This window comes from Micromonospora coerulea, from assembly GCF_016598485.1.
Taxonomy (GTDB): domain Bacteria; phylum Actinomycetota; class Actinomycetes; order Mycobacteriales; family Micromonosporaceae; genus Micromonospora; species Micromonospora coerulea.
Window position 1 is genome coordinate 47828 of sequence record NZ_JAEMUW010000021.1, and the last position, 26283, is coordinate 74110.

General features: G+C 72.2%; 20 protein-coding genes. 12 read left to right on the forward strand and 8 right to left on the reverse strand.

What is annotated here, in order from left to right:
* Window positions 1–499: 499 nt before the first annotated feature.
* The 5 genes from I8N68_RS24470 to I8N68_RS24490 are packed head-to-tail and all read left to right on the forward strand — an operon-like array spanning window position 500 to window position 11070.
* Entirely contained in the window at window positions 500–2860 is a 2361-nt protein-coding gene (locus I8N68_RS24470) for a glycosyltransferase (RefSeq protein WP_200214620.1), read from the forward strand.
* Window positions 2857–4527: a glycosyltransferase family 39 protein gene (locus I8N68_RS24475; protein ID WP_200214623.1), complete on the forward strand. Its 1671-nt coding sequence runs from the start codon at window positions 2857–2859 to the stop codon at window positions 4525–4527. Before I8N68_RS24470 ends, I8N68_RS24475 begins: the two co-directional genes overlap by 4 nt.
* Window positions 4524–5900, forward strand: a complete 1377-nt coding sequence (locus I8N68_RS24480; protein WP_200214625.1) for an alkaline phosphatase family protein — start codon at window positions 4524–4526, stop codon at window positions 5898–5900. The genes I8N68_RS24475 and I8N68_RS24480 overlap by 4 nt, the downstream gene beginning before the upstream one ends.
* On the forward strand, window positions 5891–8188 hold the full coding sequence (locus tag I8N68_RS24485) for a glycoside hydrolase family 71/99 protein (protein WP_200214632.1): 2298 nt from the start codon (window positions 5891–5893) through the stop codon (window positions 8186–8188). Before I8N68_RS24480 ends, I8N68_RS24485 begins: the two co-directional genes overlap by 10 nt.
* Before the next feature lie 50 nt (window positions 8189–8238).
* Window positions 8239–11070: a CBM96 family carbohydrate-binding protein gene (locus I8N68_RS24490; protein WP_200214635.1), complete on the forward strand. Its 2832-nt coding sequence runs from the start codon at window positions 8239–8241 to the stop codon at window positions 11068–11070.
* Here I8N68_RS24490 and I8N68_RS24495 read toward each other — a convergent pair.
* On the reverse strand, window positions 11065–12270 hold the full coding sequence (locus I8N68_RS24495; RefSeq protein ID WP_200214717.1) for a lycopene cyclase family protein: 1206 nt from the start codon (window positions 12268–12270) through the stop codon (window positions 11065–11067). The genes I8N68_RS24490 and I8N68_RS24495 overlap by 6 nt on opposite strands.
* Window positions 12271–12357: 87 nt before the next feature.
* Here I8N68_RS24495 and I8N68_RS24500 point away from each other — a divergent pair, with 87 nt between their 5' ends.
* Entirely contained in the window at window positions 12358–13425 is a 1068-nt protein-coding gene (locus I8N68_RS24500; protein WP_200214637.1) for a Gfo/Idh/MocA family protein, read from the forward strand.
* Window positions 13426–13431: 6 nt separating this feature from the next.
* Here I8N68_RS24500 and I8N68_RS24505 read toward each other — a convergent pair whose 3' ends face one another.
* Window positions 13432–13686, reverse strand: a complete 255-nt coding sequence (locus tag I8N68_RS24505) for a hypothetical protein (RefSeq protein ID WP_234040509.1) — start codon at window positions 13684–13686, stop codon at window positions 13432–13434.
* Between the two features lie 564 nt (window positions 13687–14250).
* On the opposite strand from I8N68_RS24505, the gene I8N68_RS24510 reads away from it, so the two are divergent.
* Both I8N68_RS24510 and I8N68_RS24515 read left to right on the forward strand, forming a co-directional pair.
* Window positions 14251–14766 (forward strand): pyridoxamine 5'-phosphate oxidase family protein, encoded by a 516-nt coding sequence (locus I8N68_RS24510; RefSeq protein ID WP_200214638.1) that lies wholly within the window; start codon window positions 14251–14253, stop codon window positions 14764–14766.
* Between the two features lie 84 nt (window positions 14767–14850).
* Window positions 14851–15360, forward strand: a complete 510-nt coding sequence (locus I8N68_RS24515) for a mycothiol transferase (RefSeq protein WP_200214639.1) — start codon at window positions 14851–14853, stop codon at window positions 15358–15360.
* Window positions 15361–15537: 177 nt separating this feature from the next.
* Here I8N68_RS24515 and I8N68_RS24520 read toward each other — a convergent pair whose 3' ends face one another.
* Genes I8N68_RS24520 through I8N68_RS24535 form a run of 4 tightly spaced genes read right to left on the reverse strand, consistent with a single transcriptional unit; the run spans window position 15538 to window position 20078 of the window.
* Window positions 15538–16074 (reverse strand): GNAT family N-acetyltransferase, encoded by a 537-nt coding sequence (locus I8N68_RS24520; protein WP_200214640.1) that lies wholly within the window; start codon window positions 16072–16074, stop codon window positions 15538–15540.
* Window positions 16075–16113: 39 nt separating this feature from the next.
* A complete protein-coding gene (locus I8N68_RS24525) occupies window positions 16114–16707 on the reverse strand; it encodes a hypothetical protein (RefSeq protein WP_200214641.1) in 594 nt (197 codons plus the stop codon).
* A 60-nt stretch (window positions 16708–16767) separates the two neighbouring features.
* A complete protein-coding gene (locus I8N68_RS24530) occupies window positions 16768–18390 on the reverse strand; it encodes an AMP-binding protein (protein ID WP_200214643.1) in 1623 nt (540 codons plus the stop codon).
* Window positions 18387–20078: an AMP-binding protein gene (locus I8N68_RS24535; protein WP_200214645.1), complete on the reverse strand. Its 1692-nt coding sequence runs from the start codon at window positions 20076–20078 to the stop codon at window positions 18387–18389. Before I8N68_RS24535 ends, I8N68_RS24530 begins: the two co-directional genes overlap by 4 nt.
* A gap of 76 nt (window positions 20079–20154) precedes the next feature.
* Here I8N68_RS24535 and I8N68_RS24540 point away from each other — a divergent pair, with 76 nt between their 5' ends.
* The 4 genes from I8N68_RS24540 (at window position 20155) to I8N68_RS24550 (ending at window position 23530) form a co-directional block, all read left to right on the forward strand.
* Window positions 20155–21126 carry a helix-turn-helix transcriptional regulator gene (locus tag I8N68_RS24540; RefSeq protein ID WP_307812956.1) on the forward strand — a complete coding sequence of 324 codons (972 nt, stop codon included), beginning with the start codon at window positions 20155–20157 and terminating at the stop codon, window positions 21124–21126.
* A 381-nt stretch (window positions 21127–21507) separates the two neighbouring features.
* A complete protein-coding gene (locus I8N68_RS33720; RefSeq protein WP_267909661.1) occupies window positions 21508–21636 on the forward strand; it encodes a hypothetical protein in 129 nt (42 codons plus the stop codon).
* A 217-nt stretch (window positions 21637–21853) separates the two neighbouring features.
* Window positions 21854–23158: an MFS transporter gene (locus I8N68_RS24545; protein ID WP_200214647.1), complete on the forward strand. Its 1305-nt coding sequence runs from the start codon at window positions 21854–21856 to the stop codon at window positions 23156–23158.
* A 93-nt stretch (window positions 23159–23251) separates the two neighbouring features.
* On the forward strand, window positions 23252–23530 hold the full coding sequence (locus I8N68_RS24550) for a low temperature requirement protein A (protein ID WP_200214649.1): 279 nt from the start codon (window positions 23252–23254) through the stop codon (window positions 23528–23530).
* 113 nt (window positions 23531–23643) lie between these two features.
* On the opposite strand, the gene I8N68_RS24555 is transcribed toward I8N68_RS24550, so the two are convergent.
* Window positions 23644–24333: an ankyrin repeat domain-containing protein gene (locus I8N68_RS24555; RefSeq protein WP_200214652.1), complete on the reverse strand. Its 690-nt coding sequence runs from the start codon at window positions 24331–24333 to the stop codon at window positions 23644–23646.
* Between the two features lie 70 nt (window positions 24334–24403).
* Window positions 24404–26278 (reverse strand): L-lactate permease, encoded by a 1875-nt coding sequence (locus I8N68_RS24560; protein WP_200214655.1) that lies wholly within the window; start codon window positions 26276–26278, stop codon window positions 24404–24406.
* Window positions 26279–26283 lie beyond the last annotated feature (5 nt).

The following is a 26283-nucleotide window of genomic DNA, read 5'->3' on the forward strand; positions in this document are numbered from 1 at the left end:
ACCGCGACGACCGGCGGCGACCCCTCGCAGGCGCCGCCCGGCGATTACTCAGCGCATCAGGACGGTGGCCGAGCCGCAGTAAGCGCAGGTGGGCGGGTGGCCGAACGGCTGGAGTTCGGCTCGCGTTCCTGTCGCGTTCATGACTCGTTGAGTGTTGGACACCTCGTGTTCACCTTTCGTAACCTCTGACCAACCCGCGGCCACCCCCGTCATTTCCGATCGCGCCAAGGCCCGAACCCGTGTCGGTTCCGGCGCACATTTCCCGTACCGGCACGCTTCTTTCGCCCGTTCCTGAGCCGGATATCCGGCGGCTCGGTACTGCCCAGAAGCGCAACTGATGGAGGGTCGAATGACCGAGGTTGCACAGACACCTTCGATTGGTAAGGAAGACGAAGAGCCCGGAAATCCGGGCGGCGATCTCCGGGGAGGCCAGAACGGGCGCGGGTCAGACCTGGCACCGCAGTATCTGCACCGACCCAGCTCGGACCGGCAGGTCCGCTTGAGCGTCATCGTGCCGACCCGCAACGAGGCGGAGAACATTCCCGCGCTGCTGTCCCGACTGGGCCCGGCTCTCGCGCCGCTCCACGCGGAGATCATCGTCGTGGACGACAGCGAGGACGACACGCCGGCGGTTCTGGCTCGGCACGCAGCCGACGTCCCGGTCGCCGTACGGCTGCTGCACCGGCCCCCGGGCGCGCGCGCCGGTGGGCTGAGCGGTGCCGTGGTGCGCGGCGCGCGGCACGCCCGCGGCGAGTGGATCCTGGTGATGGACGCGGACCTCCAGCACCCGCCGGAATCGGCCGGCATGCTGGCGAGCATCGCCCTACGGCACGACGTGGACGTGGTGGTCGGCACCCGCTACGCCGGGGAGGGCTCCAACGAAGGGCTCGGCGGCGCCGCCCGCGAGGTCACCTCGTCGTGGGCGACCCGGCTGGCGAAGAGCCTCTTCCCGCGCCGGCTGAACACCGTCACCGATCCGATGAGCGGCCTGTTCGCCTTCCGCCGGGCCGCCGTCGACCTGGACCACGTGAACCCCATCGGATTCAAGGTCCTGCTGGAGCTGCTCGTCCGCTACCCCGGCGCCCGGGTCGCGGAGGTCGCGTACGAGATGGCTCCCCGGCAGGCCGGCCATTCCAAGGCGTCGGTGCGGGAGGGGCTGACCTTCCTGCGGCACCTGTGGCGCCTGCGCAGCCAGCGGCTGGTCGGCCAGATGCGCGAAGGCCCGGCGGCCGCCCGGGACCGGCTGTCGGAGTTCTCCAGGATGATCGCCTTCGGGCTGGTCGGACTGTCCGGGTTGGTGGTCAACACGGCCGCGTTGTGGTTCTTCTACGAGCCGGCCAGCCTGCACCACCTCCTGGGCGCCGCCCTGGCGACCCAGCTCTCGACTGCGTGGAACTTCGCCCTCGTCGACGCCCTCATCTACCGGCGCAACCGACAGGGCACCCTGGCCGGACGGGCGGGCCGCTTCTTCCTGCTGAACAATCTGCTGCTGCTGTTGCGCCTGCCGCTGCTGCAGGCACTGGTCTGGGCCGGCGTCGGAGTCCTGACGGCGAACGCGCTCACGCTGGTCGCCCTGTTCCTCGTCCGGTTCCTGGTCAACGACCGGGTCATCTATACCGGGGGCAGCACCGGCCGGCGCGATCCCGTGCGCATGCTCGTCAACCTGGAGGCCCCCGAGGCCGCCGCCGCCCCCTCCCGCAAGCGGTACCAGTACCTCAAGTACCGGTACGACGTGGCCGGGGTGGTCACCATCGGGTCCCAGATCATGCTGCCGGAACTGGAGTTCTTCCGCGCCCAGTGGATCGCCGACTCGGATGTCGACATCGCGGTGCGGGTCAGCGACGTGGGAGGCCGGGGGCCGCGGCGCCGCGCCGCCATGACCGAGTACGCCAACCAGTCCGTCCTGCGGTACGAGGAGCACCTGGGCCGGCTGGGCGCGAACTTCCGGATCCAACTCGGCTCGCCGATCGACATCCAGGTCGGTCCCCTGCTCGCCCGTTCACCGCACGTGGTCTACACCAACATCATCGAAGCGTTGCTGCGGTTCGTGCTCGTGTCGCGGGGTCACATGCTCCTGCACTCGGCGTGCGTCAGCCTGAACGGCGTCGGGGTGATGCTCTCCGCCCTCACCGACACGGGCAAGACGGCCACCGTGCTGCGCCTGCTGCGCGACCATGGCGGGCTCTTCCTCTCCGACGACATGACCCTGATCAGTCCCGACGGCGTCGCCATGTGCTTCCCCAAGCCGCTGACGATCAGCGCGCACACGCTGCGCGCGGTGCAGGCCCAGGACCTGACCCCGGCCGAGTGGCGCCGGTTGCAGTTCCAGAGCCGGCTGCACTCCAAGGGTGGCCGGTCGCTGGCCCTGACCCTGAGCCGGTTCAACCTGCCGATCATGGGCATCAACGCCATCACCCAGCGGCTCGTCCCGCCCCCGAAGTACAGCGTCGACCGGCTGGTTCCCTGCCGCATCGGCCTCAGCACCCGGGTGGAGGAGCTGTTCATCATCGAGCGCGGCACGCCCCGGATCAGTGACCTCGGCCAGGGCGAGACGCTGGAGCGGATGATCCAGAACACCGACGACGCGTACGGCTTCCCGCCGTTCCGCTACCTGGCGCCCGCGATCACCGTCGGCGGGCAGGGGTACGTCCAACTGCGCCAACGGGAGCGGGAGATCCTCACCGGCTTCCTGTCCCACGTCCGCAGCCGGGTAGTGGTCTCGGACCGGTTCGGCTGGGCCGACGAGATCCCGCGCCTGCTGCAGGAGGACCGCGGGTACCCGCCGGCCGCGCAGCAGGTGATTCTTCCGACCTGGCCGCAGTGGAATGGGGCACTGGCCCCGAGCGGAGCGCATGCGTGAGCGTGACCCGATCCTCGGTCGGGGAGGTGGAGCACGACCGTTGCGCTACGACGGTCGTGCTCCACCCTGTCGGCCAACCCGAGCCGGCGTCACGACCCGACGGCGCCGGCCAGGAACGTCGGTGGCGCCGGTGGGCGGCGCCCGGCGCCCTCGTCGCCATCGCGGCGCTGGCGCTGTTCCTGCGGGTGTGGCAGCTGGACGCCCTCGGCTTCAACAGCGACGAGGCAGTCTATGCCGGGCAGGCCGCCTCGCTCGCCGGGAACCCGAACTACTCGCCGTTCTTCCCGGTCTTCCGCGCCCATCCGATGCTCTTCCAGACCCTCCTGTCGCCGTTCTTCCGCACCGGCGAGGTCGACGTGGCCGGGCGGGTGGTGGTGGCGGTGCTCGGTGTGGCGACCGTACTGGCCGTCCACCTGTTGGGCGCCCGGCTCTACGGCCGGCGCGTCGGGCTGGTGGCGGCGCTGCTCATCGCCGTCATGCCGTACCACGTGGTCGTCACGCGGCAGGTTCTCCTCGACGGACCGATGGTCCTGTTCGCGACGCTCACCCTGTACTGCCTGGTGCGGTTCGTCCAGGCCCAGCAGGTGCTCTGGTACGTCGCGGCCGGCGCGATGCTGGGCGTGACGATGCTGACGAAGGAGACGAGCATCGTCCTGGCCGGCGGCGTCTACGCGTTCCTGGCGCTGACGCCGACGGTGCGTCGGCCGGTGCGCATGTCGGTGCTGGCCCTCGCCCCGATGGTGGTGGTCTTCGCGACGCACCCGGTCTCGCAGGCGCTGGCCGGACGCACCGAAACCGGTCGCAGCTATCTGGTGTGGCAGCTGTTCCGGCGGCCCAACCACTCGATGGGGTTCTACGTCGAGACCGTGCCGGTGGCGATGGGCCTTCTGGTGGTGACCGCGGCCGTCGGCGGCCTGTGGTGGCTGCGCGGGCGGCGCTCCTGGCGGGAGACGCTGCTGGTGTCGTGGATCGCCGCCCCGGTCGTGTTCTTCCAACTGTGGCCCGTCAAGGGTTTCCAGTACCTGCTGCCCGCCGCGGCGCCCGTCGCGGTGCTCGCCGCCCGGGCGCTGACCGCGCTACCGGTACCGGAGCGGATGGGCCGCCTGCTCCGCCGGGCCGTCCGGCGGCCGGACGCCCGACCGTCGACGGCGGTACGGACGGTGCGGACGGTGCGGGCCGCCGTGATCGCGGTGGTCACCCTGAGCTTGCTCGTCCCCAGCTGGAACGCCGTCAACCGGGCGAACAACGCGACGTTCCTCGCCGGGTCCGGCGGGGTGCCGGGGGGCCGGGAGGCCGGCCGCTGGCTGGCCGCGAACACGCCGGAGGGGTCGGTGGTACTCACCCTCGGCCCGTCGATGGCCAACATCATCCAGTACTACGGCCACCGCCGCAGCTACGGGCTCTCGGTCAGCCCGAACCCGCTGCGGCGCAACCCGTCGTACGCGCCACTGCCCAACCCCGACTGGTGGCTACGCCACAACGACCTGCAGTACGTCGTCTGGGATTCGTTCTCCGCCGGACGCTCGGCGTTCTTCTCCGAGCGGTTGATGGTCCTGATCCGCCGCTACCACGGGCGCGTCGTGCACACCGAGCACGTCGACGGGACCGACTCCACGGGAGCTCGCGTCCCGGTTCCGGTGGTCATCATCTACGAGGTGCGTCCATGACCGACCCCACTCGCCCGTGCGGAAGCCGCGCCGGTCGCCTGGTGACCCGCGCGCTGCTGATCACCTGCCTGCTGGCGCTCGCGAACCCGGCCGCGGCCGCGCACGCCGCACCTCGGACGGCAGCCCCGCCGAGCCCCACCACACCGATCGACCACTTCGTCTTCCTGATGCAGGAGAACCACACCTTCGACAACTACTTCGGCACCCGCCCCGGCGTCGACGGGATCCCCGCGGGCACCTGCATGCCGGTCCGCCGGGGCCAGGCCGAACCCTGCGTCAAGCCCTTCCACCTGGGCGAGTTGGGCAGCCTCGACCTCGACCACACCGCGGAGGCGTTCCGGGTGCAGCACAACGGGGGCCGGATGGACGGCTTCGTCGAGGGCGTGAGCACGCAGGGCAAGGACGGCAACCTCGCGATGGCCTACTACGACGACCGCGACCTGCCGTACTACTGGAACATCGCCGACGAGTACGTGCTCTTCGACCGCTTCTTCAGCTCGTCGAATTCAGGCAGCATCCGCAACCACATGTTCCGGGTGACCGGCGGCCCGGGCGCCACCGGAGCCTCCGAGTCCATCCCGAAGGAGGGCTGGGGCGACATCCCGACCATCTTCGACCGGTTGGAGGCCGCCGGGATCAGCTGGAAGTTCTACGTGGAGAACTACGACCCCACGATCACGTACCGGTCCCGCAGCGCTGAAGAGGACATCGACCGGGGAGCGCAGGTGATCTGGGTGCCGCTGCTCGCCTACGCGCGCTACGTCGACGACCCGCGGCTGTTCGGCAAGATCGTGGACCTGGACGAGTACTACGAGGACGCCGCCAAGGGCCAGCTGCCCGCGGTCTCCTTCATCGCCCCGGCCGGCGACAGCGAGCATCCGCCCGGCAGCATCCGGGCCGGTCAGAACCTCGTCCGGACGCTGCTGACCCAACTGATGCGCTCGCCGAACTGGAACTCCTCGGCCTTCCTGTGGTCCTACGACGACTGGGGCGGCTGGTACGACCACGTCGCGCCGCCCCAGGTCGACTCCTACGGATACGGCTTCCGGGTGCCCGCCCTGCTGGTGAGCCCGTACGCCCGACGCGGCCACGTCGAGTCCACCACCCTGGACTTCACCTCCGTGCTCAAGTTCATCGAGGTCAACTGGCGGCTGAAGCCGCTGGCCGACCGGGATCGCAGGGCGAAGACGTTCCTCGACGCCTTCGACTTCGATCGACCGCCACGGCCGGCGGTCCTCCTCAGCACCGAACGCACGCCCCCGGTCGTCACCAGACCCGACCCGGTCCCGGTGTACGCCTCGTACGCCGTCACGGGCAGCCTCGTGGCGGCGCTGGTCGGCGCAGCGGCGCTCAGGCGGCGGCGATGGACGTGACCCGGCCGATCGCACGGGCCGTGCTCCTGTCGCTGGTCGCGGCCGCGCTGACGGTGGTCGTGCTACCGACCGCCGCAGCTGCCCGGCCCGCCTCGGCACGGCCGGGCACGCTGCACCTGCAGACGGTGCCCCCGCTGTCCGGCGTGGTGGTGAAGGTGGACGGGAGGGTGGCCACGTCCGACGCCAAGGGTCGGATCCGGGTCGACGTGCGCAACTTCGTCGACCTGAAGAAGCGCGTCGCCGTTCCGGAGACCCGGATCAGCCCGGATCGCAAGGTCGTCTTCGACCGCTTCCGCGGGGACGTCGACGCCGGCGTGCGCGGCAAGGTCGTGGAGCTGGGCCTGCGTACCGCCCGACTGGTCTCCTGGAGCTTCATCGACCGCTTCGGCAACACGGTGCCCGCAGACCGGGTCACCGCCATGCGGCTGCGCAGCAACACCGGTGAGATCCACGACCTGAGCGGTGCCGAACTGGCCCGGCCCCGCTGGGTCGCGGAGAGCCGCACCCAGCAGGGCCCCCAGGGCCTGGCATCCAAACAGCTCTACTACGTGGTCGACAGCGCGATGGTCGACGGCACCTCCGTGGTCAACCGCGCGGGACAGCGGTTCGTGCCGTGGGATCAGCAGGCGTGGGTGGTGCAGTTGCTCTTCTTCCGGGTCTCGTTCACGGCGACCGACATGTTCTTCACCCAGCGGGCCGGCGACGGCATCGAGCTCACCCGCGCCGACGGCGGCGTCCAGCGGCTCCCGTTCGGCCGGGACGGCACGGCCCTGGTGCCCGACCTGCCGCGCGGCACGTACACGATCACCGTCTTCGGCGGCGGCGTGTCGTTCGGACGTCCGGTCAGCATCAGCAAGGACCAGGAGGTGACGCTCACCGTGATCAGCGCGGCCGACCTGACCCTGGTGACGGTCGCGGTGCTGGTCGTCGCGGTGGGCCTGATCCTGCTCGGACGGCCGCACCTGCTCGGCCGGCTGCGCCGCGCCGGCAGTGCCCTGACGGCCCGATACCGGGCCCGGCGGCACTCCCGACCACAGCACCGCAGGCGGTTGCGGACGAAACCCGCGGCCGTACGCCGACAGCACGTTCAGGCCGCGGACGACCGGCGGTCGGCGCCGGCCCGGAGCGGAGCCGCCCTGCTGCTGCTGCTCGCCGCGCTCGCGGTCACCCTGCTGCCGTCGGGGACGGCGCACGCCGAGGCAGGCCACCGGCGGGACACCCCCCAGCCGTCGGCGGCCCCCGTCCCGGTCCTCGCCTACTACTACATCTGGTTCAACCCGACGTCCTGGAACCGGGCGAAGATCGACTATCCGCTGCTCGGGCGGTACTCCAGCGACGACACCGAGATCATGCGGCGGCACGTGCGGATGGCGAAGACCGCCGGCATCAACGGGTTCCTGGTGTCGTGGAAACACACGCCGCAACTCGACGAGCGCCTGGCCAAGCTGGTCGAGGTGGCCCGGGAGGAGAAGTTCCGCCTGGGCATCGTGTACCAGGGGCTCGACTTCGCCCGTACCCCGCTGGCCTTCGACACCGTCCGCACGGACCTGTCGTTCTTCGCCACCCGATACGCCACCGACCCCGTCTTCGACATCTTCGGCCGGCCAGTGGTCGTCTGGACCGGCAGCGACCGCTTCACCGCCGCCCAGATCAAGGAGACGGTCGGCGGCGTACGCGGGAAGCTGCTGGTCCTCGGCAACGCCAAGAGCATCGGAGACGTCGAATCCAATCAGGCCGCGCTCGACGGCCAGGCCTACTACTGGTCCTCGGTGGACCCGGTGACCGGAACGACCGGGCGGAAGCTGGCGGAGATGGCCCGGGCTGTGCACCAGCGCGGCGGATTGTGGATCGCCCCGGTGACGCCCGGCTTCGACGCCCGCCTGGTCGGCGGCAAGCGGGAGGTCCCGCGCCGAGAGGGTGACACCCTCCGGGCCTCCTTCGCCGCGGCGCGCCTCTCCCAACCCGACGCGATCGGGGTGATCAGCTGGAACGAGTTCAGCGAGAACACCCACATCGAGCCGAGCGAACGCTTCGGCGCGGCCGACATCAACGTGCTGGCGGACCTGCTCGGGGTCGGCGTCGACGTGGACGTACCGGTGGACAGCAGTGAGCCGGGTGACGGCGGTCACTGGGGGCTGAGCGCCTGGGGCGCGCTCCTGGTCGCCGGCGCCGCGGTGGTGCTGTTGCCGCTCGGGGTGGCCTTCCAGCGACGTCGCTCCACACCGGCCGGTACCCCTCGCGACCGACCGACCGGCACCGGAACGGAGGACCTCTTCGCCGACCTCTGATGACGATCCGCTCCTGGGGAGGTGAGCCGCAACGGTCAAAAGGAGACCCGATGAAGCTACGCAACAAGACCCGCCGCACGGCCGCGTCCACCGTCGTCGCGGTATGCATCGCCGGGGCGACCCTGGCCATGAGCGGTCGCGCGGAGAGCGCCTCTCCCACCTGCCAGTCGTCGAATGCGGGGACCTACACGGTGCTGGTCTGCCTCGCCCAGCCATCGAGTGGCAGCCCGATTGTGGGCGACGCCGTCGTAGTGGCGACCGTCAACGTGACGGTCGGCACGAGCCCCGGCGTCGCCAAGACCGAGTGGACCCTCAACGGCGAGCATCTGCTCACGGACTTCCAGTCGCCGCACCAGTTCACCCTCTCCACCGCCGACTTCGCGGACGGCGAATACGCGATCGGCGTCTCGGCGAAAATGCGCGACGGGTACCTCACCCCGGCAGCGGTCGTCACCGCCACCTTCGCCAACGGCAACGCCACCACCCCGCCGAACACCCGGCAATGGGCGGTGCCGCCCATCCACGCTCGCGGTCCGCAGGAAGCCTTCGTGGTGGCCGCCGTCGGTGACGGTGCCGGCGGTGAGACCAACGCGGTCAACGTCACCAACGCACTCGTCGGGTGGGACCCGGACCTGTTCCTCTACCTCGGCGACGTGTACGAAGAGGGCACCCTGACGGAGTTCAAGAACTGGTACGGCGGCCCTACCGCATTCTACGGTCGGCTGCGCGGCGTCACTACTCCCATCATCGGGAACCACGAATACAACGGTTCCGTAGCTGACGGCTACTTCCACTTCTGGGACAACATTCCGCACTACTACAGCTACGACGCCAACGGCTGGCATTTCATCGCCGTCGACTCGACCAGCAACTACAACAAGGTCGCGCCGGGCACCCCGCAGTACGAATGGCTCGCTGACGACCTCGCCGCCAACCGCAGCCCGTGCACAGTCGTGTTCTGGCACCACCCCCTCTTCAGCGTGGGGTCTGAGGACCCCGCGCCGCGGATGCAGCCCATGTGGGACCTCATGGCCTCCCACCAGGTCACCCTGCTCGTCACCGGACACGACCACAACTACCAGCGCTGGGCGCCCATGGGCGCGGGCGGCGCGCTCGCCGGCGGCGGCATAGTCGAGCTCGTGGTGGGCGGCGGCGGCCATTCGAGTCAGGGCTTCGCCAGCTCGGATGCCCGCGTGGTCAAGACGAACAAGAGCTACGGCGCCGTGCGCATGGAACTCTTCGGCAACCGGGCCGATCTGCGGTACCACGCGGCCGGCGCCACGGGCACGAGCCTCGTCGACTCGTCGACCGTCTCCTGCAAGGGCGCCGACGGGCTGGCCCCGACCCCGCCCGCCGACGTGACCGCCACCGTGAACCCGACCCCGTCCGTGAGCCTTGCCTGGACCGGTGCGACCGACAACTACGGCGTGACCGGCTACCGCGTATTCCGCGATGGCACCGCGGTGGCCGACCTGCCCGCGACCGCGACGTCGTGGACGGACACCTCCGTCGCGGGCGCGACCCGGTACGCATACACGGTCGATGCCGTCGACGCCGCCGGAAACCGCTCCACCCGCACCCCACCGGTGGCCGTGACGACCCTCGGCCCGGACACCACGCCCCCTACCGCTCCGGGCGGGCTCGCCGCCGCAGCCGCCCCGGAGGCGGTCACGCTCACCTGGTCACCGGCAACGGACAACGTCGGTGTCACGGGATACACGGTGCTCCGCGACGGCGTGGTGGTGGCGACCGTGACGGCCACGACATACGCCGACAGCGCCGTGCCGGCGAACGAGTCACACACCTGGAGCGTGCGGGCGCTCGACGCGGCGGCAAACGCCGGCGCCGAATCCAACGTGGTCACCGCGGTGCGCGACACGCTGGCACCGTCGGCCCCGGCCAACCTGACGGTCACCGGCGTGGAGCCCGGCGCGGTCAGCCTCGCCTGGGACGCGTCGACCGACAACGTCGGGGTCGCGCAGTACCGGGTGTTCCGCGACGGAAGCCTCCTGGCGGGGATCTGGCCGGATCAGACGTTCACCGACTACACGGTCGGCACCACCGGCACGTCACACACGTACCTGGTTACGGCTGCCGACCCCGCGGGGAACGTCTCCGGCCCGAGTAACCAGGTGACTGTCACCGCCGCCGACTCCAGCCCACCCACGGCGCCCACCAACCTGCGAGGTGCGGCCACCGGACCCAACCGGGTCGAGCTGTCGTGGGCGCCCGCGACGGACGACGTCGGCGTGGCCGCTTACACGGTGTACCGAAACGGCACGGCCCTCGGGACCACTACGGGCGCGGCCTTCACCGACACCACGGCCCTCTCGGAGACTCCCTACACGTACCTGGTCTCCGCCTCCGACGCGGCCGGAAACTCCTCAGACCTGAGCGCGCCGGCCCTGGTCACCACGCCAGCCGCCACGCCGGTCCTGGCCGTGGCGGACACCTACGTCAAGGAGTCCAGTCCCTCGAGCAGATATGGGAGCACCACGGTCCTGCGGGTCGACGGAGATCCGGTCACGAACGCCTACCTGAAGTTCACGGTGTCCGGGCAGACCGGCCTGGTGCTGCGCGCGCGCCTGAAGATCTGGGTCGCGGCCGGCTCGTCCACCGGGTTCGTCGTCCGCCCGGTCGCGGACTCGACGTGGTCGGAGGCGTTGACGAACTGGAACAACGCCCCCCTGATCGACAACACGTCGATCGCCGCCACCGGCCGGACCACAACCGGCACCTGGGTCACCCTCGATGTCACGCCCCTGATCAGTGGGAACGGCACGTTCACCGTCGGTCTGACCTCAATCGGCGCCTCGGCGAGCAGCTACGGCAGCCGCGAGTCCAGCACCGCCCCGCTGTTGCTGCTGGACGTGACCTCATGAAGGGCGGCGGATCCGGGCGCGGAGCCGGCCGACGGCGTCGCCGAGCACCGCGCCGGTCATCGGCAGCAGCGGGCTGGACCGCATCACCGCCAGTTCCTCCGCCGGGGAGGTGACCCCGTCGAGGAAGCGCAGCACCCGCTCGGCCGGATTGCGGTCGAAGAGCCGGTCGAAGAACTCCACCCCGCCGACGTGGCCCCGGTCCAGGGCGCGCAGTGCCACCGCGTCCATCCACAGGTGACGGCGCGGGTAGGCGGCCCGGGGCACCGGCGGCCGGCCGGCGGCGAGGGCGGCGGCCACCTGCTCGGCCTGCCGGTGCATAGCAGAGAAGGTGAAGCCGGTGGAGGGCCGGGTGGCGCCGCCGGCGGTGCCGAGGCGGACCACCCGGGGCGACGGGCGGGCCACGAACGGGCCGTCGGTCATCGGGATCACCCCGTGCTCGACCTCCCGCACCCGCAACGTCGCCGGGTCGAGGCCGAGCAGGTCGAGGTAGCCGCGCAGGGCGGCGTCGTAGCCGGGGTCGGTGAGCAGGTCGGGTGAGAACTCGGTGTACTCGACCAGGGCGTACCGGTCGCTGACCGGCAGCACGTAGCCGAACGACACCCCCCGGGCGGGCTGCTGGGTGCGGAAGTCCATCAGCACCGCCCGGTCCGGGTCGAACGTCGGCGCGTCGGCCTCCACCCACCAGCCGCGGAAGTGCTGCAGCCAGCTGGTGCGCCCGGGCCGCGCCGGCGGGTGGGGCCGGGAGTCGAGGACCCAGCCGGCCCGGACCAGCCGCCGGCCGTCGGGGTCACGGACGGTCACCCGGTGACCGTCGTCGTCGAGGGCGCCCGCCGCCGCGCCGATCCGGACGGCGCCCAGCTGTGCCTCCGCCTCGGCAGCCCGGTCGTAGACCGGGGCCGAGCGGAGCATGGCGTACCGCAGCGGGGCGAGCGACAGGACGCGGCGGCCGGCGGGCGTGACCACGTCGGCCCGCGACCAGCTCGCGCTGAGCATCGGGTCGAGGTCGTTGCCCGGGGTGCCCCAGAACGCCCACGTCCGGTCCTGGCCGCGCTTGTGCACCGGGTCGACCACGGCGATCCGCAGCCCGGACACCCCGCGCCGGTGCAGGGCGGCCAGGACCAGGGAGGCGGCGCCGCCGCCGCCCACCAGCGCGAGGTCGACGTCGGCCGGGGATGCGTCCACCCCGCCACGCTGCCACACGCCGGGCCGCCGCCGGCCGGGGGACTCGCCGACCCGCGCCCGGGGCGGCGCGTAGATTCGGGGAAACACCGAGGAACGGGGGACGGCATGGCGCAGGCGCCGCTGCGGGTGGGGCTGCTGGGGTACGGGATCGCCGGGCGGGTGTTCCACGCCCCGCTGATCGCCGCCACGCCCGGGCTGCGGTTGGACGCCATCGTCACGGCCAACCCCGAGCGGCGCGAGCAGGCCCGCCAGGAGCACCCCGACACCCGGCTCCTCGACGACGCCGACCAGCTTTGGGCCGCGGCGGACGCCCTCGACCTGATCGTGGTGGCGACGCCGAACCGGCAGCATGCGCCGATGGCCCGGGCGGCGGTGGCGGTCGGCCTGCCGGTCGTGGTGGACAAGCCGCTCGCGCCCACCGCCGTGGAGTGCCGGGCGCTGGTCGACGAGGCGGCCGACCGGGGTGTGCCGCTGACCGTCTTCCAGAACCGGCGCTGGGACGGCGACCTCCTGACCGTCCGGCGGCTCGTCGAGGCGGGCGAGCTGGGGCGGGTGAGCCGGTTCGAGTCCCGGTTCGAGCGCTGGCGGCCGGCGATCAAGCCGGGCTGGCGGGAGAGCGCCGCGCCCGGCGAGGCCGGCGGCGCGCTCTTCGACCTCGGCGCTCACCTGGTCGACCAGGCCGTCCAGCTGTTCGGGCCGGTGGAACAGGTCTACGCGGAGGTGGACCGGCGGCGACCGGGCGCCGAGGTCGACGACGACGCGTTCGTGGCGCTGACCCACACCGGCGGGGTCCGCTCCCACCTGTGGATGAGCGCCGTCACGCCGCAGCTCGGGCCGCGGCTGCGGGTCCTCGGCGACCGCGCCGGCTACACCACCTACGGTCTGGACCCTCAGGAGGACGCGCTGCGCGACGGCGGCCGGCCCGACGCGCCCGGCTGGGGCGAGGTCACCCCCGACCGGTACGGCCAGCTCGGCGTCGACGGCGAGCTGCGGCCGGTGCCCACCGAGCCGGGCCGCTACCAGGCCTTCTACGCCCAGGTCGCGGCGGCGCTGCGCGACGGCACGCCGATGCCGGTCGACCCGCGCGACGCGGTGGCCACCGTCGCGCTGATCGAGCTGGCGCACCGCTCCGCCGCCGAGGGTCTGGTGCTGCCCGTCCCGCCGCTCGCCTGACCGGGGTCAGTGCGGGAAGGCCCGGGGCACCCGCCGCTCGACCTCCTCGCGGAAGTCCTCGATCCGGGACGCCACCTGCCGCATGCCGACGGTGGACTCCAGCCGGTCCAGGTAGAGCGAGCGGCGGGCCAGGCCGGCCAGGTCGAAGCTGAAGTAGACGGCCATCAGCGGGTTGACGAACAACGTGCTGCCCCGGGTGCGTCGGGTGACGTGGATGTCACCGGACGCGCCGCGGGTGGCCGCGGCGATCTGCCCGTGCACGATGCTGGGCCGCAGCGGGGTGGCGGCACGGCGAGCGACGGCACGGGGAGTCCTCCTTCGGTCGGCCCCACCCTAGGCGACGGTCGCTGAGCGGTCGTCCGGCGCGGCGCGGGATCGACGTACGCGGCGGCGACCGTTGACCGGTCGAAGACCCGCCAGGTCACCGCGGTCACCGCGACGGCGACCACGAACCCCACCCAGTACGGCGCGGTCAACCCGAACCGGGCGGCGACCACCCCGCCGAGCAGCGCGCCGAGACAGTTGCCGCCGGCGGCGATGAAGAGCGCGGTGCTGCCCACCCGCCCCTGCAACGCGGTCGGGGTCAACCGGTGGCGCAGCGAGTTCGACACCATGCGCCGGTGACAGGGGCCGAAGCGGGAGCACGTCCCGCTGGTCCTCCACCGGGTCGCCGTAGCCGAAGGGTCCCGAGGAGCTCACCCGTCTCCGCACCCATCAGCAGGTCGACGTGCGGGACGGCCGGTGTCCATCGCGCCAGCATCGACAGCCGGCCGCAGTGCCGGCAACCGGATACCGGCCGGTGACGCAGGAATGCCATGATCCCCTATGCCTGTCACAAATTCCTGGCTCGCCGGCCCCTCCCCCACCGCCCGCCTCGACCGGGACCGCCTCTCCGAGCGGATCCTCAACCTGCTGTCGTCGCAGAACATGTGTGTGCTCGCCACCGCCGGGCCGGGCGGGCCGCTCGCCACCCCCGTGCGCTACTTCCACCTGGACTTCACCCTGATGTTCACGGCGGTCGCCGGCTCGCCGAAGATGCGCAACATCGCCGCCGACGCCCGGGTGTCGATCGGTGTCTTCGCGCCGCTGGTCGGACAGGCCAGCAGCCGGGGCGCGCAGGTGTTCGGGCGGGCCCGGGTGCTCAGCCCGGACGACCCGGACTTCGACCGGCACTGGCCGGCGTACCGGTGGCAGTCCGACCACGTCGAGCGGTCCCGCCCGTTGGACGAACCGCCGACCGGCCCGCTGGTCGTGGTGCCGGCGGAGCGGATCGTCTACACCGAACACTGGCTGCGCCGCGACGGCTACGCCCCCCGCCAGTTCTGGCGGGCGTCCCCGTAGGGCGGCCGATCGGGTGCCACTCACCCGAGCGGGATCACCGGCCGCACGAACATCTGGTCAGGGGCGCCGGGCATACTGCCGGCCATGACCGTCGCCTTCCCGGAACCCGGTCCCTCGTCGGACGTGCCCGCCCTCTTCCTGACCTATCTCGACTTCTACCGGAAGACGGTCGCCGACCGGTTCACCGGGCTCACCGACGCGCAGGCCCGCTCGATCCGGGTGCCCTCCGGGTGGACCCCGGTCGAGCTCGTCAAGCACCTGACGTTCATGGAGCGGCGGTGGCTGGTGTGGGGCTTTCTCGGCGAGCAGGTGTCCGACCCGTGGGGCGACCACCTGCGGGACCGCTGGCACGTCCGACCGGACGAACGCATCACCGACCTGGTGGCCGCCCTGCACGCGGCCGGGACGCGCACCCGAAAGATCGTGGAGTCCACCCCGCCCGGCACGCTGGCCGCGCTGGGTGGGCGGTTCACCGACGAGGCGAGCCGCCCCACCCTGGTCGCGATCCTCTTCCACGTCCTGCAGGAGTACGCCCGGCACGCCGGCCACCTCGACATCGTCCGCGAGCTGATCGACGGCCGCACCGGGGAATGACGGTCATCCGTGGAGCGGTCCCGGTCGCTGGGCGAGCCACCGAGCGGCCCGCTGGTGGTGGTCGCCGCGGAGCGAATCGTCTACACCGAGCACTGGCTGCGCCGGGACCGGCCCAGCTCCGGTACGAGATCACAACGGTCGGACACGGCCGCTGGTTAGCCGGGGCCACCGCCAGCGTCAGCGCAGGTCGGGACGGCGAAGGCGCCACAGCGTCTGCCGGCGCAGCGGAACCTCCTCCTCCGGGTCGTCGAAGTCCTCGCCCGGGTCGGTGGTCATGCCGAGGCGACGCATGACCGCCTGGGAGCGGAGGTTCGTCGGGGTCGTGACGGCCAGGATCTCCGGCAGACCGAGGACGTCGAAGCCGTACTCCAGCACGGCCTGGGCGGCCTCGGTGGCGTAGCCGTGGCCCCAGGCGGAACGGGCCAGCCGCCACCCGATCTCCACCCCGGTGAACGGCACCCCGTCGTCCACGTCGTCCAGGCCGGTGAAGCCGATGAACTCACCCGTGTCGCGCACCTCGACCGCCCAGAAGCCGTAGCCCTTACGGTCGATGTCCTGCTGAAAGTGGCGCACCGAGGCGGTGGCCTGCTCGAGGTCGAGCACCAGGCCCAGGTGCTCCCGTACCAGCGGGTCCGCGTTCATCGCGGCCCACGGGGCCAGGTCGGACTCCCGCCAGTCCCGCAGGACCAGCCGCTTGCTGTTGATCTCCGTCACCGCGCGAAGATATCCCCGCGCACCAGCCGCCGTTGCCCCTCAGCAGAGGGTGACGGCCATCCGGTCACCGGCGACCCTCAGCAGACCGCTCTCCTCCACCGGGGCCTGACCGGTGAAGATCAGCGCCTGCTGGCCCCCCACCGGGATAACCCAGTGCGCCTGCCACCATGGCGCGCCGTCATGCTCGTACGCCAGCTCCACCACGTCGATGTCCTCGCCGAGGAGACGCCGGTCAACGATCCGCTGGCCCGGTGCCACCAGGGCGTCCGGGGCCGCGAGCCGTTCGAGGGGCGTCGGTCCCTGCGGGAAGATCATCGCCTGGTCGGACGCGATCAGGTAGCACGGCGTATGGTCCGCCGGGTCGTGCGGCGACTGCACGTCGAACCCGTCCGGCCAGCAGAGGGTGAACGGCCCTACCTCCAGCCGCCAGTCCCCGGTCACCGTGCCCTCGGTGACGTCCACCACGTCGGGCACCGACGCCGAGCCCGGCCCGATCACCGCCCGGCGCTCCCCTTCCCAGGAGCCAACGGCCACCTCCACAAGGGACGGACCGGCGGCCCGCGCGAACCGGTACGGCCAGTACGGCACCAGCCGCAGCCCGTGCCCGGCGAGCCGGACGAACACGTGACCCACGTCGACCTCCCCAAGTCGGACGGCCACACGTGGGGCCATCCGACCGGGAAGCGTAGATCGTCAGCCCTCGCCCGCCGCGCCCAGACCCTCGCGGCGCAGCTCCACCTTGCGGACCTTGCCGCTGACGGTCATCGGGAAGGCGTCCAGCACCCGGACGTACCGGGGGACCTTGTAGTGGGCCAGCCGTTCCCGGCAGAACTCCGCCACCTCCTCGACGGTCAGGGTGTCGTGCCCGTCGCGCAGGATCACGCAGGCCAGGATCTCCTCGCCGTACCGCTCGTCGGGGACGCCGACCACCTGCACGTCGGAGATCTTCGGGTGCCGGTAGAGGAACTCCTCGATCTCGCGCGGGTAGACGTTCTCCCCACCCCGGATGATCATGTCCTTGATCCGGCCGACGATGGTCAGGTAGCCGTCCTCGCGCATCACCGCCAGGTCCTCGGTGTGCATCCAGCGGGCCGGGTCGATCGCCTCGGCGGTCTTCTCCGGCTCCTCCCAGTAGCCGAGCATCACCGAGTACCCGCGGGTGCACAGCTCACCCGGCTCACCCCGGGGCACGGTCACCCCGGTCGCCGGGTCGACCACCTTCACCTCGACGTGCGGAAGCACCCGTCCCACGGTGGCGGTGCGCCGGTCCAGGTCGTCGTCGTGCCGGGTCTGCGTCGACACCGGCGAGGTCTCGGTCATGCCGTAGCAGATCGACACCTCGGCCATGTTCATCTCGGCGATGACCCGCTTCATCACCTCCACCGGGCAGGGTGAGCCCGCCATGATTCCGGTGCGCAGGCTGGACAGGTCGTAGCTCGCGAAGCCCGGCAGGGCCAGCTCGGCGATGAACATCGTCGGCACCCCGTACAGCGAGGTGGCCCGCTCGGCCGCGACCGCGCGCAGTGTCGCGGCCGGGTCGAAGGTCGGCGCCGGGATGATGACGCATGCGCCGTGACTGGTCGCGCCCAGGTTGCCCATCACCATGCCGAAGCAGTGGTAGAAGGGCACCGGCAGGCAGACCCGGTCCTGCTCGGTGTAGCGGACCAGCTCGCCGACGAAGTAGCCGTTGTTGAGGATGTTGTGGTGCGACAGGGTCGCGCCCTTCGGGAACCCGGTGGTGCCCGAGGTGTACTGGATGTTGATCGGGTCGTCGCATGAGAGCTGCGCCGCCCGCTCGGCCAGCCGCGCCGCCGGCACCGCCACCGACCCGGCCACCAGGTCGTCCCAGCTCGACTCCCCGATGTAGACGACCCGCCGCAACCCCGGGCAGGCGTGCCGGACCTGCTCGATCATGAAGCGGTAGTCGCTGGTCCGGTAGGTCGGCCAGGAGATCAGCAGGCTCACCCCGGACTGGTTCAGCACGTACTCCAGCTCGTGCCGCCGGTAGGCGGGGTTGATGTTCACCATGATCGCCCCGATCGCGGCGGTCGCGTACTGGACCAGCACCCACTCCGGGCAGTTCGGCGCCCAGATGCCGACCCGGTCACCCTTGCCGACCCCCGCCGCGAGCAGGCCGCGGGCCAGCTCGTCCACCGCGCGGCCGAATTCGGCGTACGACCACCGCCGACCGCTCGGGCAGTCCACCAGGGCCTCCCGGTCCGGGTACGCCTCGATTGCGCGGGCCAGGTTCGCGCCGATGGTGTCGCCGAGCAGCGGGGCGTCGGAGGTCCCGCTGGCGTACGAGGGAAGGCTCACCGGAAGTCCTCCTCGCGGTACTCGCCGGCCGGCCGGGCCTGCGCGTCGGCGTGCTTGTCCCGCTCGGCGGAGCGCAGCTCGGTCCGTCGGATCTTGCCTGAGATGGTCTTCGGCAGGTCGGCGAACTCCAGCCGCCGCACCCGCAGGTACGGCGCCAGCCGCGCCCGCGAGTGCGCGAAGATCGCCGCCGCCGTCTCCGCCCCCGCCGCCCAGCCGGGCGCGAGGACCACGTACGCCTTCGGCACGGCCAGCCGCACCGGGTCCGGCGACGGCACCACCGCCGCCTCGGCCACCGCCTCGTGCTCCAGCAGGACGCTCTCCAGCTCGAACGGCGAGATCCGGTAGTCCGACGCCTTGAACACGTCGTCGGTGCGCCCCACGTAGGTGAGCCACCCGTCGGCGTCCCGGGAGGCGATGTCGCCGGTGTGGTAGAAACCGCCGCGCATCGCGCTGCCGGTCAGCTCGTCGTCGCCGCGGTAGCCCACCATCAGTGCGGTCGGCCGGTGCGCCAGGTCCAGGCAGACCTCGCCGTCGTCGCCGGGCTCCCCGGTCACCGGGTCGAGCAGGGTCACCACGTAGCCGGGCAGCGGACGCCCCATCGAGCCGGGCCGCACCGGCGCGCCGGGCGGGTTGCCGATCTGCGCGGTGGTCTCGGTCTGCCCGTACCCGTCCCGGACGGTCACCCCCCAGGCCGCCTCGACCTGCTCGATCACCTCCGGGTTCAACGGCTCCCCCGCGCCCACCACGGTCCGCGGCGGGGTGCGCAGCTGGGTCAGGTCGGCCTGGAGCAGCATCCGCCACACCGTCGGCGGGGCGCAGAAGCTGGTCACCCCGCACCGGTCCATCGCGGCCATCAGCCCGGTCGGGTCGAAGCGGGTGTAGTTGTAGACGAAGACCGTCGCGCCGGCGTTCCACGGGGCGAAGACGTTGCTCCAGGCGTGCTTCGCCCAGCCGGGCGAGGAGATGTTGAGGTGCACGTCGCCGGGGCGCAGCCCGATCCAGTACATGGTGGAGAGATGCCCCACCGGGTACGACGCGTGGGTGTGCTCGACCAGCTTGGGCCGGGCGGTGGTGCCGGAGGTGAAGTAGAGCAGCAGCGGGTCGTCGGCCCGGGTCACCCCGTCGGGCGGGAACGCGTCGGACTCGTCGTACGCGTCGGCGTAGGGGTGCCAGCCGTCGACGGCGGCGCCGACCGCGATCCGGGTGTAGTCGCCGGGCACCTCGGCGAACTTGCCGGTGTACTCCGCCCCGACCACCACGTGCCGGGCGGCGCCCCGCTCCAGCCGGTCGGCCAGGTCGGCGGGGCCGAGCAGCGGCGTCGCCGGGATGATCACCGCGCGCAGCTTGATTGCCGCGAGGATCGTCTCCCAGAGCTCCAGCTGGTTGCCGAGCATCAGGATCAGCCGGTCCCCGGCGCGCACCCCCCGCCCGCACAGCCAGTTCGCCACCCGGTTGGAGCGGGCCGAGAGCTCCGCGTACGACCAGCGTCCCTCTCCCCCGTCGGCCTCGACGATCCAGAGCGCGGTGCTGTCGTTGCCCCCGGCGAGCACGTCGAACCAGTCCAACGCCCAGTTGAACTCGGCCAGGCGCGGCCAGCGGAACTTCTCGTACGCGGTGTCGTAGTCCTCGCGGTGCGCGAGCAGGAAGTCGCGCGCCTCGCGGAAGGCGTCGGTGCCGGCGGTGGCCATGGGGGTGTCCTTCCTGTCACCGGGCGCGCGGCCAGGCGGGGACGGCGCCGCGCGCAGTACCCTCATCCTCGATCGGGTGACGCAGGTCTCACCACCCCCGGACGGGGGTGGCCACGGGACGCCCGGCGCCGGGGAGGTGACGACGCTGGAGCCGCTGTATCCGCGCGACGACGGCGACCAGATCCGCCGCGCCCTGCTGACCCTGCTGCGCGGCACCGGGCTGCCGGTCGCCTTCGGCGGCATGGTCCAGCCGGGCGGGCCACCCCGGATGACCATCACTGAGCTGGCCGGCACCACCACCGCCGCGCTGCGCGGCCTGGCCATCAACGCCGGCGCCGGCCTCGGCGGCAAGGCCCTCGCGCTCGGCCTGCCGCTGCGGGTCGACGACTACCCGGTGGCCCGCTCGATCAGCCACGAGTACGACGGCCCGGTCGCCGCCGAGGGGCTGCGTTCGGTCGTCGCCGTGCCGGTGGTGGTGCGCCGGGAGGTCCGCGCCGTGCTCTACGGCGCCGTCCGGCAACGGCTCGCCCTCGGCGACCGCCTCGTGGCCACCGCCGTGGACGCCGGACGCGAGCTGGAACGACGGCTGACGGACCGGGATGCCGCCCGGGCCGCGCTCACCACCCTGCGCACGGCCGCGCCCCGACCAGAGGGCCGGGGCCGTCACCCCGACGCCGTGTCGGATCGGGGCGCCGCCGGGCCGGACTGGGAGGAGGTCCGGCGGGCCCACGCCGAGCTGCGCGGACTCCTGCGCCGGATCGACGACCCGGGGCTGCGGGACCGGCTCGACGCGGTGGCCGATCGGCTCGCCGGCGCGGTGACCCGACCCGAGGGTGGCGCGCCGGCCCCGGCGAGTCCGCTCTCCCCGCGCGAGACCGACGTGCTGGCCTGCGTGGCGCTGGGCTGCACCAACGCCGACGTCGCCGACCAGCTCGGGCTGGGAGCGGAGACCGTGAAGAGCTATCTCCGCTCGGCGATGCGCAAGCTCGGCGCGCACACCCGCCTGGAGGTCGTGGTCGCCGCCCGCCGCGCGGGAATCCTCCCCTAGGACCCGCGGTGAGCTGGTGGCGGCGAGACCGCTGGCGACGCGTCCACTTGCCCTGGGGCCGCACGTCACGACCTCTAAAGCATCCTAGGAGGCTAGCTCCGGCGGCCGAGGCGCCGGAGGACTGGACAGGCAGCCGCCTGGTTGCCTATCGACATACATCAGGACCACCCCGGAGCGGCTCCGGCGGGCGCTGACCGAGCCGGAGTTCACCCGCCGCTACTGGGGCGGCGTCACACTGGTCTCCGGCTGGCGGCCCGGCTCGCCCCTGCTCTCGCAGCACGCGCCGGACGCAGAGGCGAAGGGCCTCGGCCAGCGAGTGCTGGCGGCCGAGCCGTATCCGCCGGCCCTCCTTCAGCTGGCACGGCTTCCAGCCGGAGCGAGGTGCACCGGGCGATCAGCGGTCAGCTCGACGGCAGCGGCGGCTGGCCGCAGTTGCTCGCCAGCCTCAAGACGCTGCTGGAGACGGGCGAGCCGCTGCCGCAACCGGTCCCTGCCGCCCCGGCCGGTTGAGGACGGCCGGGGTGTAGCTCGCCAGGACCCGTCGGCGTCATCCGCACTCATCGGTCGTACGGTGAGGTGGGCGATCGGCAGGCTCCGTTCGGCGCCGGGTGGGCGCGGCGTAAGTGCCGAGACGGAGAGTCCGGAAGGGCGGCACTCGGGTCGTTGGAAGCGCCGCGCAGGCAGGTCATGCGACCGGTGGCCGCCGCTCCAGGCGGAGGTGTTGGTGGTGGCGCAGACGGACGCCAGGCGGGACGCCCGCAGCGATGGCCGGTTCGTGGTGGGGTGGCGTGCCGTGGCGCCGTACCGGCCGCTGATGGCGCTGATGCTGGTCAGTTCGACGGCGTCGTTCGCGGCTCTCGGCGTGCTGTCGTTGTTCGCCCGGGAGGAGTTGGGCGCCTCGGACACCATGGTGACGGCCAACTTCGTCGTCATCGCGCTGGCCAGCATGGTGGTCATGCTCGCGACGGGCCACCTGTCCGACGGTGGCGGTGTCCGACGCGTGATCATTCCAGCGAGTCTCGCGTGGCTGGGCGTCGGCTACGTGCTCCTCGCGAGTGTGCGGTCGTACCCGGCGATGCTCGCCGTCGGGGTCGTCTTCTTCTGCGCGGTTGGCGTCCCCAACGCGCAGCTCATGGCCTACGCCCGCGACCTCGTTGAACGCCGGGACGACCCCGCCACGTCCACCGCGGTGATTGCCATGATGCGCATCGTGTTGTCCATCGGTTCGTTCACCGGGTTCGGCATCGGAGGTCTCGGTCTGGCCCATCTCGGGGCACGTTCGCTCTTCCGGGTCGTGGCCGTCGCCTGCCTCGCCTGTCTGGCGCTGTCGTGGTACCTGCTGCGCGAGGGCCACGCCGTCGCCGCCGCGGCCCCGCATCCGGTCACGGATGAGAACACCGACGACCGGGACGGCGTTCCGACGAGGACGGCTGGTGGTCGGCGGCTACTGCTGATCCTCGCGGTCGTCATGGTGCTGTTCTCCAGTGGACGCATCATGCTGCTGTCCCAGCTACCGATCCTGATGCGGGTATCCCTGCACACCCCGCTGGAGCTGACCGGGTTCGCGCTGGCGCTGCCGCCACTGTGCGAGCTGGTACTCATGCCGGCGATGGCGTTCGCGGCCCTGAGGTGGGGACGCGGCAGAGTGTTCCTGGTAGGCGGCGCCGCGAGCGTGGCCTACTACGGCGGCCTCGTCGTTGTCACCACCCCTGGGCAGCTGATGCTGCTGCAGGTCGTCTACGCGGTGTTCGGCGCCGCCACGATCATGGTCGGCATCGACCTCGCACAGCGGTTGATGCTGGGAAGGGCCGGCGCGGCAACGTCGATATACCTCAGTCACGAGAACCTGGCGACCGTCAACGGAAGTCTCGTGGCAACCGCGTCCGTTGCGGCGCTGGGACACCAGGTCGGCTTCCTCGTCCCGGCAACGCTGTGTCTGGTGGCGCTCGCGCTGGCCACGTGGACGTTCGCCCAGCATCCGGAGGCGTTCGACCTGCGCGCAGGTCACCGTGCGGCCGGCGCCGACGATTAGCCCTGACCGGGGAATGCCGCGGACCATTTCTGCAGCGCCGGGAATCCCGATGCCGGCCAAGACTGACGTCCTCATAGGCAGAGTGGATGAGTGGTGGCATACCGGCCGACCACCGCGCCGGACCCCCTGGGACACGCCGCCCTGTACGGCGGGGTGATCGTCTACCTCATCGGCGACCAGCTGATCTGGCAACGTGCCCGCGGCAGGACGTCCCGGCGACGCATGCTCGGGATGCTGCTCGTGGCGCTCAGCACGCCAGCAACGGCCCTCCTACCCGGTCTCGGGGCGCTGGTCCTGCTCACCGCGGTCGGCATCGGACTCGCCACCACCACACCGTTTCCTGCCACCAGGGCACGACGCGGCGGCCGGTAGGCACCCGTCGGTCGGGTTGGCCGGGCGGAGCGGGCTGCCGCATGGCCCGAGCGGACTCGTCGGCCGTGCGGCGGAGAAGCTGTTGCCGGGTGTCCGGTCCAGCCCGGTGACCGCTACCTGGGGCGCGCCGCCAACCAGGCGATGAGCTCCTCGTTACCGCTGCTCCTGGCGGCGTCGGCGGCGGTCCGCCCCGACCAGGGCGCCCGCCACGCCGGTGACGCGCCGCGCGCGACCAGGAGCTTCGCGGCGTCGAGCCGACCGGCGCGACAGGCGTTCCAGAGCGGACCGTTCAGGTCGGTCGTGGCCTCGGCGAGGCGGGCGACGACGGGCAGCGGACCCACCGCGGCGGCGTGCCACAGCTCGGTGCGGGCGCCCCGCTCCACCAGCCGACGCGCCGCGCGCCACTGCCCGTAGCCGACGGCGCAGGACAGGGGCGGGCCGCTGTCGATCGACGAGCCGGGGGCCTCGATGTCGGCGCCGGCGTCGAGCAGCGCGTCGACGAGCACGACGTCGTCGTTGCTGGCCGCCCAGTGCAGGGGCCGTTCGAGGTGCCACATGCCCGCCGCGGGCGCCTCGAGTGGCGCGCCCGCGGCGACGAGCACCCGGACGGTCTCGGCCGCCCGCGGTCGGTGCCCGGGTGCGTCGGCCAGCAGGTGCAGCGGTGAGCGCACTCCGCCGCCGCGGTCCTCCACCGGCTCCGTGGCGAGGTGCGGATACTCGCGCAGCAGGCGGGCCAGCCGTTCGACCTCACCGTCGACGATCGCGGCGGTCAGCTCGGCAGCGAGCGGCTCGTCCGCACGCATGGCTGTCACTCTCCTTTCCGCGGTGGCGGTCCGGGCCCCTCACCGGCGCCCGGACCGCCGCAGCGTGCGGTCAGGGCACCATCCAGCCGAGGACCGGGGAGCCCTGCAACGCGACCAGTACGCACATGAACAGCAGCAGGAGCAGGCTCCAGCCGAACACCTTGCGGAAGATCTCCCCCTCGCGGCCCGCCATGCCGACCGCGGCGGCCGCGATCGCCAGGTTCTGCGGGCTGATCATCTTGCCCAGCACGCCGCCGGAGGAGTTGGCCGCCGCGAGCAGCACCGGGTCCAGCCCGGCACGGGCCGCGGTCTGCACCTGCAACGCCCCGAACAGCGCGTTGGCCGAGGTGTCCGAGCCGGTCACCGCGACCCCGATCCAGCCGAGGATCGCCGAGAGGAAGACGAACGCCCCACCGGCCGCGGCCAGGAACGCGCCGAGGGTGTTGGTCTGTCCGGACTGGTTCATCACGTACGCCAGGGCGAGCACCGCCATCACGGTGACGATCGCGTACCGCAGCTCCGCGTAGGTGCGCCCGTACGCGCGCAGCGCCCGGGCGGCGGAGACCCGCAGCACCAGGGCGGTGAGCAGGCCGGCGAGGATCATCAGCGTGCCGGCGGCGGGCAACCAGTTGAGGGTGAACGTGGCCGACGACAGTGGCTTGCCGTTGCCGCCCAGGATGTCCAGGCCCGGCCAGGCGAACTTCACCGTCCACGGTTCCTTCGCCAGCGCCGCCTTCACCGGGCCGAGATTCGCCACGGAGAAGATCGCGATGATGATCAGGTAGGGCGCGTACGCGCGGACCACCTCGGCCGGGGTGTCGGCGAGCCGGGGAGCCGCCGTGCCGGCGCGCACCTGGTCCGTGGGCCGGGGTTCCAGCTCGCCGTCCCCGCGGTGCCGACCGACCGGGGCCGTGGCGTCGACGCGCGGGTCGTCCGGCGGCGTCTCCGCACCGGAGCCGCCCAGCCCGGGGGCGGCCGTGGTGGTCGTACCGGAGCGCGAGCCGGCGGCGGCGCGGACGGCGCCGGGGCCGGTCAGCTCGGCCTCGGCGGGCCCGCGGGCGGCCGGCACGGTCGCCGGCTCGCGGCCCAGGTCGGCCGGAGTGACCGGGCGCCAGATCCGGACCAGCAGCACCACGGCGGCGGCCGAGACCAGCGCGGCGACGATGTCGGTCAGCGGCACGGAGATGTAGTTCGCGGCGACGAACTGCGCCAGGCCGAAGCTCACCCCGGCGACCAGGGCGGCGGGCCAGGTCTGCCGGATGCCGCGGCGGCCGTCGACCAGGGCCACCAGCATCAGCGGTACGACCACCGCGAGGATCGGGGTCTGCCGGCCGACCATCGCGCCGAGGGTCTCCACGGTGAGCCGGGAGTCGTCGTTGGCCCCGGAGGTGACGCTGGCCAGGGTGACGATCGGGGTGGCGAGCGCGCCGAAGGCCACCGGCGCGGTGTTGGCCAGCAGCGCCACCGAGGCGGCGTGGATCGGGCGGAAACCCAGCGCCATCAGCATCACCACGGTGATGGCGACCGGGGTGCCGAACCCGGCCAGGGCCTCCAGCAGCGCGCCGAAGCAGAACGCGATGATGATCGCCTGGATCCGCATGTCCGGGCTGACCCGTTCGAAGGAGCGGCGCAGCACGTCGAAGTGTCCGCTCTCGACGGTGAGGTTGTAGACCCAGATGGCGTTGATGACGATCCACAGGATCGGGAAGAAGCCGAAGGCGGCGCCCTCGGTGGCGGACAGCACGGCCTGCCCGACCGGCATGGCGTAGACGGCGACCGCCACGACAAGCGCGACCGCGAGCGAGATCAGCCCGGCCAACCAGGCCTTGACCTTCAGCACGCCGAGCAGGACGAAGAGGGTGAGCAGGGGCAGGACCGCGAAGATGGCCGAGAGCGCCACGGAGTCGGCGACGGGATCGGTGACGACGGTGAACTGGTCGAACATGGGTC

Coding starts and splice junctions, on each gene's coding strand:
- I8N68_RS24480 (WP_200214625.1), top strand. CDS start 4,524: ATGACCGACCCCACTCGCCCGTGCGGAAGCCGCGCCGGTCGCCTGGTG.
- I8N68_RS24485 (WP_200214632.1), top strand. CDS start 5,891: ATGGACGTGACCCGGCCGATCGCACGGGCCGTGCTCCTGTCGCTGGTC.
- I8N68_RS24490 (WP_200214635.1), top strand. CDS start 8,239: ATGAAGCTACGCAACAAGACCCGCCGCACGGCCGCGTCCACCGTCGTC.
- I8N68_RS24500 (WP_200214637.1), top strand. CDS start 12,358: ATGGCGCAGGCGCCGCTGCGGGTGGGGCTGCTGGGGTACGGGATCGCC.
- I8N68_RS24510 (WP_200214638.1), top strand. CDS start 14,251: ATGCCTGTCACAAATTCCTGGCTCGCCGGCCCCTCCCCCACCGCCCGC.
- I8N68_RS24515 (WP_200214639.1), top strand. CDS start 14,851: ATGACCGTCGCCTTCCCGGAACCCGGTCCCTCGTCGGACGTGCCCGCC.
- I8N68_RS24535 (WP_200214645.1), bottom strand. CDS start 20,078: ATGGCCACCGCCGGCACCGACGCCTTCCGCGAGGCGCGCGACTTCCTG.
- I8N68_RS24555 (WP_200214652.1), bottom strand. CDS start 24,333: ATGCGTGCGGACGAGCCGCTCGCTGCCGAGCTGACCGCCGCGATCGTC.
- I8N68_RS24560 (WP_200214655.1), bottom strand. CDS start 26,278: ATGTTCGACCAGTTCACCGTCGTCACCGATCCCGTCGCCGACTCCGTG.